The organism is Rhizobium sp. RHZ01 (assembly GCF_014851595.1).
In the GTDB taxonomy this organism is placed as follows: Bacteria; Pseudomonadota; Alphaproteobacteria; order Rhizobiales; family Rhizobiaceae; genus Rhizobium; species Rhizobium altiplani.
Genome location: NZ_JACUZZ010000001.1, coordinates 14,055 through 31,975 on the forward strand (window position 1 = coordinate 14,055; position 17,921 = coordinate 31,975).

Annotated in this window: 14 protein-coding genes, 5 pseudogenes and 1 other annotated feature; of the genes and pseudogenes, 8 read left to right on the forward strand and 11 right to left on the reverse strand. The window is 56.5% G+C overall.

The genetic code is table 11. The annotated features are described in order from the left end of the window. Positions 1–34: 34 nt before the first annotated feature. The 5 genes from IB248_RS00070 to rfbC all read right to left on the reverse strand — a co-directional run bounded on the left by IB248_RS00070 (position 35) and on the right by rfbC (position 4,878). On the reverse strand, positions 35–1,285 hold the full coding sequence (locus IB248_RS00070) for a hypothetical protein (RefSeq protein ID WP_192239923.1): 1,251 nt from the start codon (positions 1,283–1,285) through the stop codon (positions 35–37). Between the two features lie 252 nt (positions 1,286–1,537). Beyond that, complete coding sequence (locus IB248_RS00075) at positions 1,538–2,275, reverse strand: hypothetical protein (RefSeq protein WP_192239924.1); 738 nt, start codon at positions 2,273–2,275, stop codon at positions 1,538–1,540. Between the two features lie 75 nt (positions 2,276–2,350). Beyond that, positions 2,351–3,226, reverse strand: a complete 876-nt coding sequence (gene rfbD / locus IB248_RS00080) for a dTDP-4-dehydrorhamnose reductase (RefSeq protein ID WP_192239925.1) — start codon at positions 3,224–3,226, stop codon at positions 2,351–2,353. A 3-nt stretch (positions 3,227–3,229) separates the two neighbouring features. Next, positions 3,230–4,285: a dTDP-glucose 4,6-dehydratase gene (gene rfbB / locus IB248_RS00085; RefSeq protein WP_192239926.1), complete on the reverse strand. Its 1,056-nt coding sequence runs from the start codon at positions 4,283–4,285 to the stop codon at positions 3,230–3,232. 35 nt (positions 4,286–4,320) lie between these two features. Further along, a complete protein-coding gene (gene rfbC, locus IB248_RS00090; RefSeq protein WP_192239927.1) occupies positions 4,321–4,878 on the reverse strand; it encodes a dTDP-4-dehydrorhamnose 3,5-epimerase in 558 nt (185 codons plus the stop codon). 186 nt (positions 4,879–5,064) lie between these two features. Here rfbC and IB248_RS00095 point away from each other — a divergent pair. After that, a pseudogene (locus tag IB248_RS00095) lies at positions 5,065–5,289 on the forward strand (IS66 family transposase); the annotation flags it as partial. Between the two features lie 206 nt (positions 5,290–5,495). Here the strand turns inward: IB248_RS00095 and IB248_RS00100 are convergent. Together IB248_RS00100 and IB248_RS00105 are read right to left on the reverse strand one after the other, a co-directional pair. Continuing rightward, positions 5,496–5,684, reverse strand: a pseudogene (locus IB248_RS00100) (plasmid pRiA4b ORF-3 family protein); the annotation flags it as partial. Between the two features lie 6 nt (positions 5,685–5,690). Beyond that, entirely contained in the window at positions 5,691–7,346 is a 1,656-nt protein-coding gene (locus tag IB248_RS00105; RefSeq protein ID WP_192239928.1) for a glycosyltransferase family 39 protein, read from the reverse strand. A 108-nt stretch (positions 7,347–7,454) separates the two neighbouring features. Here IB248_RS00105 and IB248_RS00110 point away from each other — a divergent pair, with 108 nt between their 5' ends. The 4 genes from IB248_RS00110 to IB248_RS00125 all read left to right on the forward strand — a co-directional run bounded on the left by IB248_RS00110 (position 7,455) and on the right by IB248_RS00125 (position 12,711). After that, complete coding sequence (locus tag IB248_RS00110; protein ID WP_192239929.1) at positions 7,455–8,828, forward strand: ISNCY family transposase; 1,374 nt, start codon at positions 7,455–7,457, stop codon at positions 8,826–8,828. Between the two features lie 716 nt (positions 8,829–9,544). Then, complete coding sequence (locus IB248_RS00115; RefSeq protein WP_210332911.1) at positions 9,545–10,366, forward strand: glycosyltransferase; 822 nt, start codon at positions 9,545–9,547, stop codon at positions 10,364–10,366. Beyond that, entirely contained in the window at positions 10,363–11,484 is a 1,122-nt protein-coding gene (gene wecB, locus IB248_RS00120; RefSeq protein WP_192239930.1) for a UDP-N-acetylglucosamine 2-epimerase (non-hydrolyzing), read from the forward strand. Before IB248_RS00115 ends, wecB begins: the two co-directional genes overlap by 4 nt. A 234-nt stretch (positions 11,485–11,718) precedes the next feature. Then, entirely contained in the window at positions 11,719–12,711 is a 993-nt protein-coding gene (locus tag IB248_RS00125; protein WP_192239931.1) for a lysylphosphatidylglycerol synthase transmembrane domain-containing protein, read from the forward strand. A gap of 94 nt (positions 12,712–12,805) precedes the next feature. On the opposite strand, the pseudogene IB248_RS00130 reads toward IB248_RS00125, so the two are convergent. Beyond that, positions 12,806–12,941, reverse strand: a pseudogene (locus IB248_RS00130) (transposase); the annotation flags it as partial. A 6-nt stretch (positions 12,942–12,947) separates the two neighbouring features. Between IB248_RS00130 and IB248_RS31465 the strand changes: the two are divergent. After that, positions 12,948–13,300, forward strand: a pseudogene (locus IB248_RS31465) (IS3 family transposase); the annotation flags it as partial. Continuing rightward, positions 12,965–13,081 (forward strand) — a sequence feature (AL1L pseudoknot). (Overlaps the previous pseudogene by 117 nt.) A gap of 76 nt (positions 13,301–13,376) precedes the next feature. On the opposite strand, the gene IB248_RS00135 reads toward IB248_RS31465, so the two are convergent. The 3 genes and pseudogenes from IB248_RS00135 to IB248_RS00145 form a co-directional block, all read right to left on the reverse strand. Beyond that, complete coding sequence (locus IB248_RS00135; RefSeq protein ID WP_192239932.1) at positions 13,377–14,267, reverse strand: DMT family transporter; 891 nt, start codon at positions 14,265–14,267, stop codon at positions 13,377–13,379. An 80-nt stretch (positions 14,268–14,347) separates the two neighbouring features. Continuing rightward, a pseudogene (locus IB248_RS00140) lies at positions 14,348–15,378 on the reverse strand (DUF3095 family protein). Positions 15,379–15,447: 69 nt separating this feature from the next. Next, a complete protein-coding gene (locus tag IB248_RS00145) occupies positions 15,448–15,843 on the reverse strand; it encodes an Ohr family peroxiredoxin (protein WP_113489752.1) in 396 nt (131 codons plus the stop codon). 227 nt (positions 15,844–16,070) lie between these two features. On the opposite strand from IB248_RS00145, the gene IB248_RS00150 reads away from it, so the two are divergent. Together IB248_RS00150 and IB248_RS00155 are read left to right on the forward strand one after the other, a co-directional pair. After that, positions 16,071–17,378, forward strand: a complete 1,308-nt coding sequence (locus tag IB248_RS00150; protein ID WP_192239933.1) for an epoxide hydrolase family protein — start codon at positions 16,071–16,073, stop codon at positions 17,376–17,378. Positions 17,379–17,433: 55 nt separating this feature from the next. Next, positions 17,434–17,841, forward strand: a complete 408-nt coding sequence (locus IB248_RS00155) for an Ohr family peroxiredoxin (RefSeq protein WP_192239934.1) — start codon at positions 17,434–17,436, stop codon at positions 17,839–17,841. Positions 17,842–17,921: the final 80 nt, after the last annotated feature.

Genomic DNA, 17,921 nt, shown 5'->3' on the forward strand with positions numbered 1-17,921 from the left:
CCAAACTCTCACGTAAATCCTACTTGAGGATCAGTCACATCTTGTTGTCGGCGGTTACATACAGCCATCCCGGCCAGATCTGCAGTTTGCACGTGCTCTCTAAACAACCATCAACCTCCTGCCTCCATGATGATCCGCTTGTGAAACCACTCCAGTCATTACTGTACCAAACAGCAACATTGATACCCAGCGCGGCGATAAGAGGTATCCGCATAACGCGCGGTGATGATTTGGAAGCGAACATAAATGCCGCAATGATCGCGCACGTTGAGATGAAATAGTATCGCCCCCCCGTCACCGGCTTCAACAGTTCGGCAGCATTTCCACCTGCTCCCAGCGTTTGCGTCATACTGGCGCAAAGCCCTACCACCACAGTAAAAAGAGTGAGGATCCGGGCGTTCGCAGCTTCCTTAATTGGGAAAGCTAGTATCATAGCGGAGACCGCGACGAGTGATAGCTTGTCCACGATTGACAACGACGCGCCGCCCATCGCTGACGTCAGAGTAGGCGTCAACCACAATCCTAAAATGCTTTGAAATACTGTAGGCAAGACGAGAATCGTAAAGCTTCGATCGAAATCCCTACTCACGATTGGCGCGCTTAGCATTGCGCCGATCTGTATCGCAGTACCAACTATAAGAATTGCTGCAATGGCGAAATGAGCTCGAGACGACCTAGCGAACGCCATCACCAGGAAAGCTGGGAACAACATCGCGGCTGGTATGCCGCTCCACCCGTACAGTAGGGCGAATGTGATCAAACCGACAGACGGGCGAGAATTTTCGAAACGCCAAAACACGGCGAAGAAAAGCGCAGCCCCCCCGTACCATTGAATATTGGTTGCAGACCCGAATATCTCAAATGACATGCCGACCGAAGCGACAAGCGCGGAGGCCACGATCGCTAAAATTGGATCGGTCCCATTGTCCTTCGCGGCCCTGCCGATGGCGTACGGAAGGGCGCAAGCCAAAACAATACCGCCATAGGTTGTTACAGACGGCGCGAGCGATAATGGAACCGACGTGGAAATAGTGACAAGGATATTGATAAGGAATTGAAAGTTACTATTGGCCGTGAATGTCAAGGAATTCAACCAGCCGAGGTGCTGTATCTGCTGAAAATAGAGCACGCCTTCCTCTGCCCAAAATCTTGGTGATATGAAAATCGACGGAGTGCGAGCGAATGAAAACGCGAGAAAGACGACTATGCAAATAGAGACTAGATAGCGCCCAATGAAATGATTTGCATCAGTTTGTTGTGTGGCCCCAATCGAACGATCATTCATCCTTTAATGTCCCTTGATTAGCTGCAAGCATATCGGGCCCAATATTCGTTCCGAGACAAAGCGAGTTTGACATTCGCGCGAATCTGGACAACACCTATTCCAATAGGTGTGCAGTCGGTGCTCGACGCCGAACGCCCAGGGTGCTGAAGCTGTCGGAAGGCCATGACAGCAGCAGCAGAGTGGATCGGCGTGGCGAATGTTCCATTATCTCCGACCTGGTTGCCTTCCTCAAACAGACTCAAGGGGCTTCGATCACGCATTATAACTACCACTAGCGCGCCCAAGCATAACGTAGAACTCGATCATGTATTTTGTCGGTGGAGTAAAGCCCACCCACTCATATTCGATGAGGCCAAGGCTCGCCACTTCATCCAAAATCTCCCGGAAACGGTCCGCGGTAAAAACCCAGCAGTGGCAATCCCGGTAAACGCCCGTGCGCAGCGCATTTTCGGCAAGCGAAAAGGCTTGCCTCTTGGTGAACATTATTTCGAAGGGTGCAGGGGGCTCGACACCCTCCCAGAGATACCATGCATCTGCATGTACAGCTTTGCTGAAGCCATCATAGATGGATGATACCGGCGGCCGGGAGCGCCGCTCTAAGTGCGCTTCAATCATATCGCCAGCTGTACTTTCTGTCCGGTAGCAATCAAAGGTGTAACGCTTATCCGGCAACGCTAACAGAGTCTTGGTCCAGCCTATAAAGTCGGGTACGTGCTCGCCCACATGGGAGGCTACGATATAGTCGAATGATCTGTCTTTATATTCAGGCATCAGCGCGAGTATGTAGTCTATCGTTGGTATAAGAGATGTATTTACGTTTGGATCTCCGATCGACGCTTGAACTAGAGCATCTCTGTGAGAGTAGTCCGCGTAAAAAATTTGCCGCCCGGATTCTCGTTTAACTAACGGCTTATCTAGAGGGCCAATCTCCAAACCAACCTGGTTATCGACATCGATTTCCATCAAGATGCGCCGAGCTCGGTCGTCCATTCCTGTAGCCCTCCCGTTGTCATCCCCGTGCAAGCGCCACTCCACCCGCCTAAGAAGAGTTGGAAAACCCTGTTTCTAGAGCAGGCGGTCTAGCACAACCCTGGCTGATACCCTCCAATCTGGGAGGACGATCCCGTAGGCCTGCTTCAATTTGTCGTTCGAAAGCCGCGAGTTGGCCGGGCGTGCCGCTGGTGTCGGATAATCCGCTGTCGTAATGCGGCGGACCGACACGACCTTGCCGCGCTTAACCTGCAGCCAAGCGAAGATCGCTTCGGCAAAATCGGCCCAAGTCGCCTCGCCGCTTCCGGTCAGATGGAAGACGCCACGTAGCTTCTGGTCTGAATCGGCACAGAGGCGCTTTGCTAGCGCAATTACTGCATCAGCGATGTCAAGCGCGCTGGTCGGCGTGCCGCGCTGGTCAGCTACCACGTTGAGCGCATCGCGAGTCTCCGCCAAGCGCAGCATTGTCTTCACGAAGTTGGCGCCAAAAGGCGAATAGACCCAAGCGGTTCGCAAAATAACATGGTTGGGATTGGCAGTTGCAACGCCTTCCTCGCCGGCCAGTTTCGAGCGACCATAGACCGACACCGGCCCAGTCGCATCCGTCTCGACATAGAGACCCGGCTTATCGCCGGAAAATACATAATCGGTCGACAGGTGCACGATCGGAACCCCGAGCTCGTTTGCCACTTCCGCTATTGCCGTTGGTCCTTCCGCATTGACGACGAAGGCCAACGCCTCTTCGCTTTCTGCCTTGTCGACCGCCGTATAGGCGGCAGCGGAGACGATCACGTCCGGCTTGATCTGCGAAAGGACTGCGCGGATCGACGCCCGGTCGACAAGATCGAGTTCCGGACGGCCTACGGCAACGATCTCGACACCGGCCACGGGACCGCGCTCCAGAAGGGCCGAGACGACCTGGCCCTGTTTTCCCGTCACGGCAATGCGCATGGCTCAGCCCCTGTTCAAGACACCAAGACGCTCACCGGAGTAGACGCCCTGCCGCAACGGCTGCCACCACCACTCGTTCTCCAGGTACCAGCGCACCGTCCGCTCGATGCCGGTGTCAAAGTTTTCCTGTGCCTTCCACCCCAGTTCCGTTTCCAGCTTTGTGGCGTCGATGGCGTAGCGCGCATCATGGCCGGGCCGGTCGGTGACAAAGGTGATCAGATCGGCATGCGCCTTTGCCTGTGGGCGCAATTCGTCCATCAGCCCGCAGATCCGGGTGACGACGTCGATGTTGCGGCGCTCGTTACGGCCGCCGACATTGTACTTTTCACCGGGACGGCCGCGCGACGCAATCAGGTCGAGCGCGCGGGCATGATCCTCGACGTAGAGCCAGTCGCGAATGTTGACACCCTGGCCGTAGACCGGCAGCGGCTTGCCATCCATGGCGTTGAGGATAATCAGCGGGATCAGTTTTTCCGGGAAGTGGTAAGGTCCGTAATTGTTCGAGCAGTTCGACACGACTACAGGCAGACCGTAGGTACGATGCCACGCAATCGCCAGGTGGTCGCTCGCTGCCTTCGAAGCCGAATAGGGCGATGACGGATCGTAGGCCGTAGCCTCCTCGAACAGTCCCTCGTCGCCGAGCGATCCGTAGACCTCGTCGGTCGAAACATGCAGAAAGCGGAATGCCTCCTTGCGATCAGCGGCGAGCGCGTTCCAATAACGTCGTGCCGCTTCCAGCAGGGTGAACGTGCCTATGACATTGGTCTGCACGAAGTCGCCGGCACCACTGATCGAGCGATCGACATGGCTCTCGGCGGCAAGATGCATGATCCGGTCCGGCTGGAACCCATTCATCGCCTCCGACATCTTTGGAAGATCGCAAATGTCGGCCTTCAAGAACCGATAGTTCGACGCGCCTTCGATTTCCTTGAGTGAAGCAAGATTGCCGGCATAGGTAAGCTTGTCGACGTTGAGCACTTCGGCGCCGACCTTCTTCACCAGATGCCTGACGAGCGCCGAACCGATAAAGCCCGCTCCGCCGGTTACGAGAATACGCATGAGTTTTCTCCGCTCGTCATCCGTTTTGGTGCCTATCAGTATTTGAAAGACGGCGGCAGATCCGCCAGCCTTGGTTGTACCTTATCCTTGTCTGACAAGACCACATTGTCGACCGGCACAGGCCATACGATACCGATCTCCGGATCGTTCCAGAAAAGACCGCGGTCGCTGACAGCGCTGTAAGGAGCCGTCACCTTGTAGGAAATGACGCAGTCCGGAACGAGCGTCACGAAACCGTGGGCAAAGCCTGTCGGGATCCACAGTTGTTCGCCGTTCTCCATCGAAAGCTCGCACCCATACCATTGGCCATAGGTCGGCGATCCCAGGCGGATGTCGACAGCGACGTCGAAAATGCGGCCGGCGATGCAGCGAACCAGCTTCCCCTGGGCAAACGGATCAAGTTGGAAATGCAGGCCGCGCACCGTGCCGACCGTCGCTGAAAAGGATTCGTTCTCCTGCACGAACGCTACATCCGCGACATTCTCGCGGAACCAGCTATCCTTGAACACTTCCGAAAAATATCCGCGATGATCGCCCAGCCTTGTTGGAACGATCTTGGCCACACCGGCCAGCGGCAAAATCTCGACTTTCATAACGCACCTGTCCGTTTCTTGAGGTCCTTTCTAGTTTGCTAGCTTCAGTTTGCAAGAGGTATCTTTTGAACGCCCAAAGTTGTCCCTGCGTCTGAAAGAAGCAAAATTCAGAGTGGCAGGTTGGCGGCTCATGCTGAGCACTATCCTCATTGAGATGAGATCAGGGCCGCGGTCATCTAGGCGATAGCGTCCCGCGCCGAGGCTGATGCTCGTTCCGGAAAAGGCCTGCTGCCAGATTTGGATGATGCTCCCAACGAGCCGAAACGCAGACCTCTGCCGGATGGCCCGCCAACTGAAGAGCGGGTGTACACAGCGCCCTGCAATTGCCCGACTTGTGGTAGCATGTCCTTTCTGAAGGCGGTCCAGGTGATGGAGCATGTGCTGGCTTCCGTGAAGGCAGTACGGCATATCTAGAATCGCATGGTCACTGCCTGCTTCTTACATCGGCTTTGCGCCAGGCCGCCCGGACTCGGTTGTACCGCGTATTCGATGGAAATCACCACCGATTTCCGTCTCCGAAAGGTGGGCTTGAGGGCCCCGTTGCCGTGAATCGTTGTGACGAATTTGGATCCTTAATTCTGCTAACACGGCGTAAGCATTCGCCGAGGGCCGCAGGGTCAGGTTTTTTTGCGCGATCGGCGCTTCCACTTTGCGGCTAGAGCCTCGACGTTTTTACGGAGATCAGCGGCGTTGACGTCGCTGGGATCGTAGTCGGCACTTCCCCACCATTCGAGCAATTCATGATGCCGCTCATGGTTGACGTCCGCAAGAGCCTCGCGGAACTCTTCATAACCCCATGGGCCGCCGAAACGTCACATCGGCAATTTTTTCATCAATCTATAGTTGAGTAAGGATAGATCGGTATCCCTGTAACTGGCGATGTCAGCGGCGCAGCTGTCATCGACAATCAGGTAGCCGCCCGTGCGAGCATCGATCGGGGTGAGGCTGATTTTGTAAGTGCGCTGAAGATATGTGTAGAGCACCCAATCCCGAGCCGCGGCACCGCAAACGGCGACCTTATCCTCGCATGCGTTCGGTGAGGAGCAAACCTGAGCTGCAATCTTTGACGCGTCGGCGATCGTTGCAGCATCGTGACCGGGTCGACCGAAATTGAAGGCGACAAGTACTACGCTGAGCGCAAGCAGTGCGAGCAGCCCTAACGACATTATATGCCGAATCCTCGCCGCCGATCCTCTGAGCGCCCGCATGATCGCGGGTACACAGGCGACCGCAAATGCGGATGCAAAGTAAGCCAGCGAAGGATTGAAGTAGAAGCTGGAGATGAGCGGACTGACGAGTAACGGTAGCGAGGCCGAAAAGCCGACAAGTGCCAGAAAGGTGGCGATCCGCAATCGAGATAGTTTGACGTCCCGTGTCAACACCGGCGCCTGTCCCCACCGTTTATCACAGAGTAAGATGATCAGCGTTATGACGGCGGGATAGGCGTTGACGCGAAAGAACGTCCGCACAGCACTCCAATGGCCGCGACTAATACCGCGCTGACCGGTCAGGCTGGGAAAAAGCTGAATGGACAGGTAGCGCGTGATTGCGTCTCGTGCGCCTTCAAACTGCCAGAGCACAACAAAGACTGCGGCGACCGTTGCCACCATCACAAAGCTATCAACGACGACCGACCAAATTCCGGGACGGCGGAATACGATCCAGTAAATGGCAGGCGTGGCGACCGGAAAAAGGCCGACGGGACCTTTGGTGAGCAGTGCCAGGGCGACCAGCAGTCCTGATACGATCATGACCAACGTCCGTGACACGGATGTTCGGGCACCGGCTTTGCCGTAAGCGCCGACCACACCATAAATGGCCAGCGATGTGAAAACGATCAGCAGGTTTTCAAGCATCCCGTTGCTGAAAGCCCAACTGACACGTCCCGCGACCAGCGCCATGGCAAGAGCCACAGGGCCGCCGGCACGAAGTTCAGGATCGTTGGCGTGCAGGCTCTGCCAGATTTTCAACAGGATAAACCCGCTGGCAACAAGGGTGAGAAACGTGAATCCCTTCTCGACGGCTATCGTATCGCCGAAGAGCCTGAAACCGATCGCTTCCAGCCACATCATGAGCGGCGGATGCTCAGAGAAAACCGAAAACATGGTCTGGGAAAACTGCAATTTCCAGGGAGAGCCGATACCCTCCGAGAGATTGCGCGCAATGCTGGCGTAAATCGCTCCGTCCAAGAAGAAAGACTGGTGCACCAACCGGCGCAGCACCAGCAGGCAGATTGCAATTGCGAGGATGGTCCACAGAGGCCTCGCGACCTCGCCGGCTCCAACAGCGTCTTGCTTTGGCTTTGTATCGATCACTTCCAATATGGACCCGCTAGCAACCACAATTTCAAGACCGCATCGGTGGCGTTGCCGGCCAGCGTAGCTACGAATACCACGAAACCATCTGCGCACAGGCGGTTTGAGCCAAACATGTTGGCGAGATGGGTGACGCCGCTCACATAATTGCATAAAGCATTTTAAGCAATAGTTGTGTGTAGCCGCAAAGTTAGAATGTCCTGTTTCTGCAAAGTAGAAATGTCACTCTCTCCCCGGTTTTGATGACGGCGGAGATTGCAGATGGGATTGATTGCGATGAGCGAGCGTGATCTGCAGCGGATCGAGATTTTATCGAAGGTGATCGCCGGCCGGATGACCATGGTGTCGGCGGCGCATGTGCTTGATCTGAGCACCCGCCAGGTCCGTCGGCTTCTGCAACGGATGTGCACGGACGGCGCGGCGTCGATCCGGCACAAGGCGATTGGCCGACCGTCGAACAACCGGATCAGCGACGGCGTTCGCGATTATGCGGTAACGCTGGTTGGCGAGCGCTATGCGGATTTCGGGCCGACCTTGGCGACGGAGAAGCTGGCCGAGCGTGATGGCTTGCGTGTGTCGCGCGAGACGGTGCGCGGCTGGATGGTCGATGCTGGACTGTGGTTGTCGCGCAAGCAGCGGCGGACGTTTCATCAGCCACGATTGCGGCGCGAGGCCTATGGCGAGCTGGTGCAGATCGACGGTTCCGAGCATCGCTGGTTCGAGGACCGCGGGCCGGCTTGCTCGCTGCTGGTGTTTGTCGATGATGCGACCGGCAAGCTGATGCAGTTGCGCTTCGTGCGTTCGGAGAGCACCTTCAGCTATTTCGAGGCGCTCGAGCTTTACCTGAAGGATCACGGTGCTCCGATCGCCTTTTATTCCGACAAGCATACGGTGTTCCGGGTCCCTAAAAAGGACGCCAAGGGTGGCCAGGGGATGACCCAGTTCGGGCGTGCGCTGTGCGAGCTAAACATCGAGATTCTTTGCGCAAATTCGAGCCAGGCCAAGGGCCGTGTCGAGCGGATGAACCGGACGCTGCAGGATCGGTTGGTCAAAGAACTGCGGCTTTCTGGCATCGACACCATGGAGGCCGGCAATGCGTTCTTGCCGGACTTCGTGGAGGACTACAATACGCGATTTGCGATCATCCCTGCCCGCCCAGACGACCTGCATCGACCGATGAATCTGGCGCCGGATCGGTTGACGGAGATCCTCTGCAAGCGTGAGCAGCGCTATGTCGGTGCGCAGCTGACGTTCTCGTTCGAGCGCGAGCGGATCATGCTGGAGGAGACAGAGGTGACGCGTGGTTTGGTCGGTCGCTATGTCGAGACCTATGCCTATGCGGACGGTCGGCTGGATGTGCGTTGGAAAGGCTATTGCCTGCCCTACTCGGTGTTCGACAAGGATCAGCGGGTGACGCATGCGGCGATTACCGAGAACAAGCGGCTGGGTGAACTCCTAGCCTATATCAAGGAGCGTCAGGATCAGCGACCAACGCCGAAGGTGAAGACCAACAGCGAGAAGATCGGCTACACGCCTCGCGGCGGCAAGCCGGGGCGGAAGACGGATTTTATGAACGATCCCGCCGTCATTGCCCGACGGCGACAAGCGCTCTCTGATCTCGATGCGGCGGAATGACTGACTGGTCCGACTGTCAAAGCTAAAGCCGAAGGGGTGCGTCTCACCCGCCCCCTCCCTTCCCTTGCAACCTGGCCCAGCCGGTCCGGTCGGGGGCTTGCCTCAGTGCAAGTGGACATGGTGAGTGTCGCATTTCTAAATGGCTGAAGACCCGCCCAAGGTGACATTTCTACTTTGCAAACCGGCGGACATTTCAACCTTGCCGGCACATTGTGCGCTCCCCGAAATCTGTTCTCTGCGATAAACGTCGCTCGGCGTGTCGACCTGAAGGAAATGCTCCGAAGGACGTCCGGAACGCCTCTAACCGGGCTATGAAGGCGAAAGGTCGTTCGTAACAGCGCGCTCGCGGCCTGGGGATATCAGGTCCGCATGGATTCCGCGTCAGTCGACATCGGGAACAATGAAAAGACGACGATCACCTGAACCGCCCGAATACCAGCCCGGGCGGCTTATCCTCCATCATTTGGAACCTGATCCATTCGCCATGCCTGGATCCAGCGATCGGGTTCAGCTCCGGGATGGACTGGCGACCGCCCTTTCTGACCTCTGCACCGCGACAGGTCGCTTGAGATAAAGCACAAAGAATTACGGGCACCCATATGGCGTTAGCGTCAAATCAGCTGTAAATCCCGCCATTGAACAAAGTCCGACCAGCCTTCCGCATGACAACAACTCCGGGCAGGCTCTCGGTAATCCCGCCGCCGATAATCAGTGAGATGAAAGCCCTGCAAGACAAAAAGTTCATTAGACGCGAAGATCTGCATGATCAGGAAAGACATGGCGGCATGGCAAAAATCTATCTAGGGCTACCCGCATACAACGAGGAAGCATCGATCGAACCTTTGTTCCAACGCATCCACAAGTATCAGAACATGACCGGAACATCTCTGGCCATAGTTTTTTACGACGATGGATGCCAGGACCGGACAAAGGAGAACGTGCTGTCGTGGAATGATCGTCTGGAGATTATTTACCTAGACGGCATCGTCAACAGGGGCCTAGGTGAGGGAATGAACGCTTTGATAAGTGAGTTTGTTCGCGTCGGCAGCCCTGACGATATCCTGGTCGTCATGGATTGCGACGACACGCATGATCCGGCCCAGATCACCGAGATGCTTTCGACATTCATACGCTATCCGCGGACAGATATCGTGATCGCCTCGCGATACCGGCGTGGCTCAACCATCTCCGGTGTCCCAATGCACAGAGTGCTTCTTAGTATTGGGGCTGCGTTGCTGTACAAGATCGTCCACCCCGCACGTCATGTGCGCGACTACACATGCGGATACCGCGCATATACATACAGCATTGCCGACAAAACGCTTCGCGCATACACCGCTCCGTTACTCAAGGAACGAGGGTTTGCTTGCATGGTGGAGTTGCTCCTTAAATGCAAGTATGCTGGGGCGCGCTTTCGCGAAATTCCATTACGACTTGCCTACGACAACAAACTCTCAGCATCCAAGATGGACGTCTCCGCAAACACGTCAAAACTTCTGAAACGCTTGATTTCTTGGCGAGTTCAGGGCCTGCAATGACAAAGCTACGAATAGCTTGCGTATTTGGCACGCGGCCAGAAGTTATCAAAATGGCGCCAGTCATTCGTGCGCTTAAGAGCCATGCTGACGCATTTGATGTCCAAGTCGTGTGCACAGGACAGCACCGCGATCTCATTGCGCCTCTAACGGATTGGTTTGATCTCGATATCGATGTAAACTTAGATGTTATGACCATTAATCAGGGGCTTAATGGGCTTACAGGCACGCTCCTGATCGAATTAGAGAGATTTCTTTCCAGTAATCATTTCGATGGTGTCGTCGGCCAAGGTGATACCACAACAGTTTTCGCATCGGCCCTTGCAGCTTTTCACCGGAAAATCCCATTTTTTCACATAGAAGCTGGCTTGCGAACCTTCGATATGAACTTCCCGTTTCCGGAGGAAATGAACCGGGTCATGGTCGGAAAGCTCGCCTCGTTGCACTTTGCCCCGACAAACAATGCGGCCAGTAATTTGCTTTCCGAGGGAATATCGGACGATAAGATCTTTGTGGTGGGCAATACGGTTATTGACGCCCTTAATTTTACGACCAACAAACTGCCCCCTCTTGAGATCAGAGAGGATGCCGGATCCAAGCTTGTCCTTGTCACTGCCCATCGGCGCGAAAACTTCGGCGCTCCTCTTGAGCGCATTTGCAATGCAATTCGTCGGATCGCGCTCGCTCGCAGGGACATCCATTTCGTATTTCCCGTGCATCCCAATCCGAACGTTCGCAAAGTGGTGGGTGAACGTCTCCTGGAGTTGGAGAACGTATCCCTGCTTGATCCGCTGCCATATCCGAAGCTAGTCAGTTATTTGAGACGCTGCGATTTGGTCTTGACCGACTCGGGTGGGCTACAGGAAGAAGCGCCAGCGCTCTTGAAGCCCGTCCTCGTATTGCGCGAGGAGACGGAAAGGCCCGAGATTGTCGAACTCGGAGGCTCCCTCCTTGTTGGAAGCTCCGAGGCAGCAATCTTTGATTGTGTAATCGAGCTTCTGACAAATGAAACGCGCTACAGGCAAATGATCATCGGCCGGTCGCCGTATGGCGATGGGCTCGCAAGCATCAAGATCGTAGACAAGATCAATGCATTCTTCGATCGAAGCTCAACCTCTTGATTTTGACGCACTCACTGTCCTTGGCCCGACAAATCCGTGATTTCACCTGGAAGGTTTTTGAGGCCCTTCCTGTGGCACAGAGTTCGCACGAACCTTTGGATTTTCCGATGCGATCCTACCCCTGCGTGCAATGGGCAATGCCGAGGAGCGGAATCCAGAGCGACTTCCGGCTGCTTAAGTTTGCGATTGCGGACATCGACTTCTCAGCGAGATTGACAGCCTAGGAATTATATGATGACCCGGACCAAAACAGTTATGCTCGCTGCCATCAAGGTCGCCATCACCGCCGGGGCAATTTATCTTCTGTTGCACCGCGTGGACATTCAGCAGGTTTTGACCTTTCGGGTTGTTAGTGTTGCCGCCCTGGTTTCAACTTTGGCTGCCGCCATGCTTCTGGTGTTTATTCAAGCAGTTCGTTGGTACCTCATCGCCAACGCGGTTGGAATTCCGATCAGAGTTTCCAAGGCCATCGTGGCCGTCTGGTTTGGTCACTTTCTGAATAACCTGCTGCCGACCTCTACCGCGGGTGATTTGGTCAGAAACTTTACGCTGAGATACGAGGGGGGACAACAAGGGCAGTGGCTGGCGATATTTGTCGCCGAAAAGTTCGCGGCGATGCTGACGGCGCTGATCATCGCATCTTGGTCGGCGGCAACAAATGCCTTGCCAGGAATGCCCTGGGAAGTGAAATTCTTGGTCGCAGCCGTCCTCGTTGCTATGCTTGTTGGATACGCAAGCCTTGCGATAGTAGGAAAGCTGCTATCTCGTCATCTTTCTCCTAGGCTCAGAATTTATCTTTCTGAGATCGTGTCTGCGATCGGAACACTCGTGGCTACTCCACTGGGACGTTACGCGCTAGTTTGCTCCGCGATAATAAATCTCGGCATGGCGATGATATTCTTCATGGCCTCGATAGTGGTGGGGGTACGGCTTGATATCGGAACCTGTCTCTTTGTGGTTCCCGTTTTTTCCGTTATCGCATCACTCCCAATTTCATATGGCGGTTGGGGCATAAGAGAATTAAGTGGCGTGCACCTGCTTGGTTTTGTCGGGATAGCATCCGACGCGGCTTTTGCCGTAACGGCGGTTTATGGGATCGTGAATCTTCTTTCATGCCTGCCGGGATTGTTCGCGGGCAGGATTTTTGTAAGAAGCGCAAAGGTTCAGCGATCCGCCCGGAATGCTGAGAGAGCACTTCATACCGACGACGCAAGTGTTGGAACATAAATATAGGCAAGACTAACGCGCCGCCGTCATCCCCAACTTAACGCATGTGCGCATCGCTCATTGTTTTCGCTTACCTCTACGCATTGAGGCTTTTGTCAGGTCTTGGAACGCGGTTATAGGCCGTGTATCCATCGATCTGCAGGATCGCGATAGCCCTCGAGGTGGCGAGCGACGCAATCGCCGGAGCGACTGTCTTCAAAGCGATAGGCCACCATAGGCGGACCACTCCCGATGCGATACTGCGCAAAGCGTCCGCTTATTTCGCGATGGCGGAACTCGACCGCCCATCGAAAACGATGATCCGGTTCATCGACGAACACCGCTGGTATTCGGGGTCGAGCCGATCTGCAGACTGCTGCCGATTGCTCCGTCAACCTATTAAGAGAAGTCGCCAAGCGCCTGGACGCGGACCGCCTGTCGGTCCGCACCCACAGCGACCTTATTTTGAAGATCGAGATACGCCGTGTGTTCGAGGCGAACTTCCGCGTCTGTGGCCCGCGCAAGGCGTAGCAGCTTGAAGGGGGAGGGCTTCGATGTCGCCCGCTGCACCATCGACCGGCCCATGAGGTCGATGGGGTTCGAACAGGTTTGCGAAGCTTGCGAAGAGTTGGCTGAACATTCTCTGCGCGCAGCGGCCCATAACCGCTGCGCGCAGATGGAATAACTCATGCCTTCACGGCTCGGGGTGCCTTCCGATTGGTAAGGTAAACCCCAGCGGCGACAATCACCGTGCCAACGATCAGTGGAGGTGTAAGTGGCTCGCCGAACGCGATGAGAGCCTGAACCGCTACCGTAGGCGGGCAGAGATAGATCAGGGACGCAGCGCGCGAGACCTGACCTCGGCGGATCAAATAAAGAAGCAGGGCAATACCCCCCACCGATATCCCGAGTACCGACCAGGCCAGAGCGGCGTAGGTCTCGAATGTGCCATCGAAGCGGAACGTCTCGAAGGCGAGCGCGAAGGGGGCGGTCAAGGCCAACGCACCAAGATATTGCAACGTCGCAATTGCGGTCAGATCACCATCTTGAAGGTGCTTCTTCTGATAAATCGTCCCGTAGGTGACAGCGAACATAGCCACCAGATTAACGGCGAGCGGAATGCCAGCATGAAGGAGATCGGACGCACCTGGTTGCATCAGCTTCGGTGAAATGGCGACAGCGATGCCGACGAAGCCGAGTGCCAGGCCGGCCGTCTGTGAAGGGCGCAGCCGCTCGCCAATGAGGACGCTGGCCGCCAGTGCCGTGAGAAGAGGCTGCATGGCGGCAACGATGCCGGAAATGCCGGCTGGCACCCCGTGCGCCACCGCCCACCAGACACCGCCAAGATAGAAGCCGTGCAGGAAAGCGCCCGAATAGACCGCCCGCCACGCCAAAGCGCCACTGGGCCATTTCGCCCTGATGGCAACGCAGATAGCGCAGAAGGCGACCGCCGAGAGCGCGTAACGGATTGTGAGGAACGAGAATGGCTCGGAGTGAAGCGCCGCGTACTTCGCAATGATCCAGCCAGTTGACCAGAGAAATACAAAAATAGCGGGAGCGAAACGGTCGAGGGTCATGAATATCTCTAGTGTTTGAAAAACGTTAGCAGTCGTAATTTCGGAATTTCGGCGTCTGAAGCCAGCTTTTGATGGTTGCGTCAACGCGGTTGATGCGCGTGCCTTTGTGCCTCGAGCAATGAGGCCGCGGCCGTATAGCCACCGCCCATCCCATCCAGGAAGTGCAGATGGGACCCGCAAGCACCGACTGGGACGAGGCAGGTCATCAGCGCATGAGATTGGCGATGCATGCCGAAGTAGACTTCGCCCCGATCGTGCGCCGGCGTCAGGAGTGCTTCGACGTTCTTGATCTGCTCCGGCGTACAGTCCAGGGTCAGGCGAAGGACATCGTCGTATCGTCTGTAGTCGGAATTCAGAACGACGTCCGTCCACCCCTTGCCGCCGAGATAGTCAGCAACGGAGCTGGTGATCACGACATCCTCGGGAACGGGACGTGATGAGCCATCCTCTACACCGAGTAGGCAAGCAGTCGCCTTGCCAGCAAGGTGAAGGCCTCGGGGCTGCTGTTGTCCTGTGGCTCCACAAGAAGGGAGAGGATTTCGCCACGCCGACTGGGGATCGGTGCCCACTCGCAAGTCAGCCCTCTCAGATCAGGCGTTGCGTATTCCCCGCACGGCAGGAGCGCGTGATTCCCAGCTTTGATCTCCCGGTCGGCCCAGTTCAACCCGCCGCCGGCGAACATGGCGTATGTTGCCGCCTCCGACGCCGCGTAACGCGCGACTTTCACGTCGCTTCCGGCCGCACGGATGTCTTTCACGGCCACCAGGCCGATCCTGAGTTTGAGCTGCAAATGGTCGCGGGCATAGCCTGCGACGCGCCGCAGGACGCCGATCGCGACTTCCTTTGCATCGGGATCAAAGGCAAACGCTGCACCATCGCCGCGGAAAACGAATGGAAAGTCGTAATTGCCGAACGCGTTGCCAAGCGCCGCTATCGCCGAAGCGCCCGCGTAATTCACATCCTTGTACTGCCCGCGGGCAATAGCTGAGGTTGAACCGACGACGTCGGTTACTCCAATCAGCGAGTCGTCGGGTAACGGCGTGTAGCCTGTCGTATCCAGCAGTTCGGCGAAATCGCTGCTGGCTTCGAGGTATCGGAATGCCTTGTCCATTGAAGCCTCCTACATCAAAGATTTGCTTGCCTGACCTGCCATCGTGGCAGGCCAGGCCAGGGGCTTCCGTTAGATGAGGGTTGTCACGACATCGACGTTGCCGTGCGTTGCCTTGGAGTACGGGCAAATATTGTGGGCGTCGTGCAGCAGCTCGGTTGCTACCGCGGGGTCGACGCCAGGAACGCTGACGTTCAAGCGAGCGCTGAGGAAGTACGAACCCTCCTCCAGGTTCAGATCGATCTCGGCGTCAACAGCGACACCGGCCGGAAGCTTGATGTGCTTCAACGATGCCGCATACTCGATAGCGCCCATGTAGCAGGCCGACCAGGCGGCACCGAACAGATTTTCCGCGGCTGGATGTGGCTGCGTCATCTTGATGTCCAGGTGGCCATCACTGCTGCGTGCGCCGCCATCGCGGCCATTTGTGTTGTGCGTCTTGCCCGTGAACAGAACCTTGTGTGTCATGGCGAAACTCCTCTGTGTTGGTTGAGTGTCTGCACCGTTGTGCTGCCAACAGAGGTACTGCCGCACGACCGAAATCGCACGTTAGGCGTTGTTAGACGTTGATTGCCGCAGCCCTCCAACAAACAAGGATTAACAACGCCTAACGTGAGCTTCACAGCTCCTCGGCGTAGCTTTTCGGGCAGCACAAGGGTGCAGACTCTCAACCGCCATTCTCGAGGAGAGAGACCATGACCACCACCAGAACCGAAGTTATCGACCTCGATCGACGCCGACTTTTGGGTGCCGCCGCAACCGGCATCGCCGCGCTCGGCATCGCAAACTTGTTTCCCGGGCGTTCAATCGCGGCGACCGATCCAGAAGCGATCCGTCCATTCCGGGTCAACGTGCCGGAAGCTGATCTTGAAGATCTCCGTTACCGGCTGGCCCATACCCGCTTGCCGGAAAAGGAAACGGTAAGCGATTTCTCGCAAGGCGTACCGCTCAGGACCATCAAGCAGGTACTGCGACACTGGCAGACCAACTACGACTGGCGCAACGTCGAGGCCCGGATCAACAGCTATCCGAACTTCATCACGCAGATCGACGGCCTGGATATCCACTTCATCCACGTTCGTTCAAAGCATGAAAACGCGCTGCCGCTGATCGTGACGCATGGTTGGCCGGGCTCGATCGTCGAACAGCTGAAGATCATTGGCCCTCTCACCGACCCCACTGCCTATGGCGGCAATGCCTCTGACGCCTTCCACGTCGTCATCCCGTCCATGCCCGGCTATGGCTTTTCCGGAAAGCCCGACGCCACCGGTTGGGGGCCGGAACGCATTGCGGCCGCATGGACTATCCTGATGCGGCGGCTGGGCTACAAGAACTTTGTCGCCCAGGGCGGCGACTGGGGTGCGGTGGTCACCGATATGATCGGCGTGCAAGCGCCACCCGAACTGCTCGGCATCCATACGAACATGCCCGGAGCAATTCCTGTGGAGATCAACAACGCATCCTTTGCCGGTGCTCCTGCTCCGGAAGGTTTGTCGGACGAGGAGCGGAGGTCGTACGACCAGCTCGTCTTCTTCTACAAGCACGTCTACTACGCCTTCCTGATGGGAACGCGGCCGCAGACACTGACCGGATTGGCCGACTCGCCGATCGCGCTTGCGACCTACATGCTCGACCACGACGCCCGGAGCCTTGAATTGATCGCCCGTTCCTTCGACGGTCAGAAGGAAGGTCTAAGCCCCGACGACGTGCTCGACAACGTCTCCCTGTTCTGGTTGACCAACACAGGCGTATCAGCCGCCCGCCTCTATTGGGAAAACAAGCTCGCTTTCTTTGCGCCCAAGGGCGTCAAAGTGCCAGTCGCGGTGAGTGTCTTCCCGGATGAGCTTTACCAGACGCCGCGCAAGTGGGCCGAAGCCGCCTACCCCAACCTCATCCACTACAACAAGGTGGCAAAGGGCGGTCACTTCGCCGCCTGGGAACAACCGAAGCTGTTCGTCGATGAGGTGCGGGCCGGGTTCCGCAGTCTGCGGAAGTCTGGCTGACCTTTCCGGCGCGCGCATATGCGCGCGCCTCCCTCCTTCCCCCCGGGGTACGATCATGCAACATGTGCATACTGCCAGGACAGAAACGATTGGCAGCCGAGAGAACGGCTTCGCGCGCAGTTCGGACGGGGCTCTCGATATCAGGCTTTCAAACCCTGCCGGCAATCGGCTAGGCACGAACCCGGAGCAGCTCGTCGCAATCGCCTGGTCGGCGAGTTTCGCAAGTTCATTGAAACATGTCGCCGACATCAGGCGGATCAAGCTCCACGCGGATGTCAGGATATATGCCAATGTGGAGTTATCCTCCGACGACCAGGGATACATTGTCGGCGTTCGCCTGGATATCTACCTGCCCGGCCTGGATCGGGAAATTGCATCTGCTTTGGTTGAAGCTGCTCGACTTGAGTGCCCATACTGCCGGGCAACACATGGCAACATCCATGCCTTCTACAATCTTGTCTGAGTCCCGAAGTGCGCAAACCGAATGTTGAGCCACCATGGCTCCGAAAAAGAGGTTGGAGTATAAACACCACGGTGGAGGTG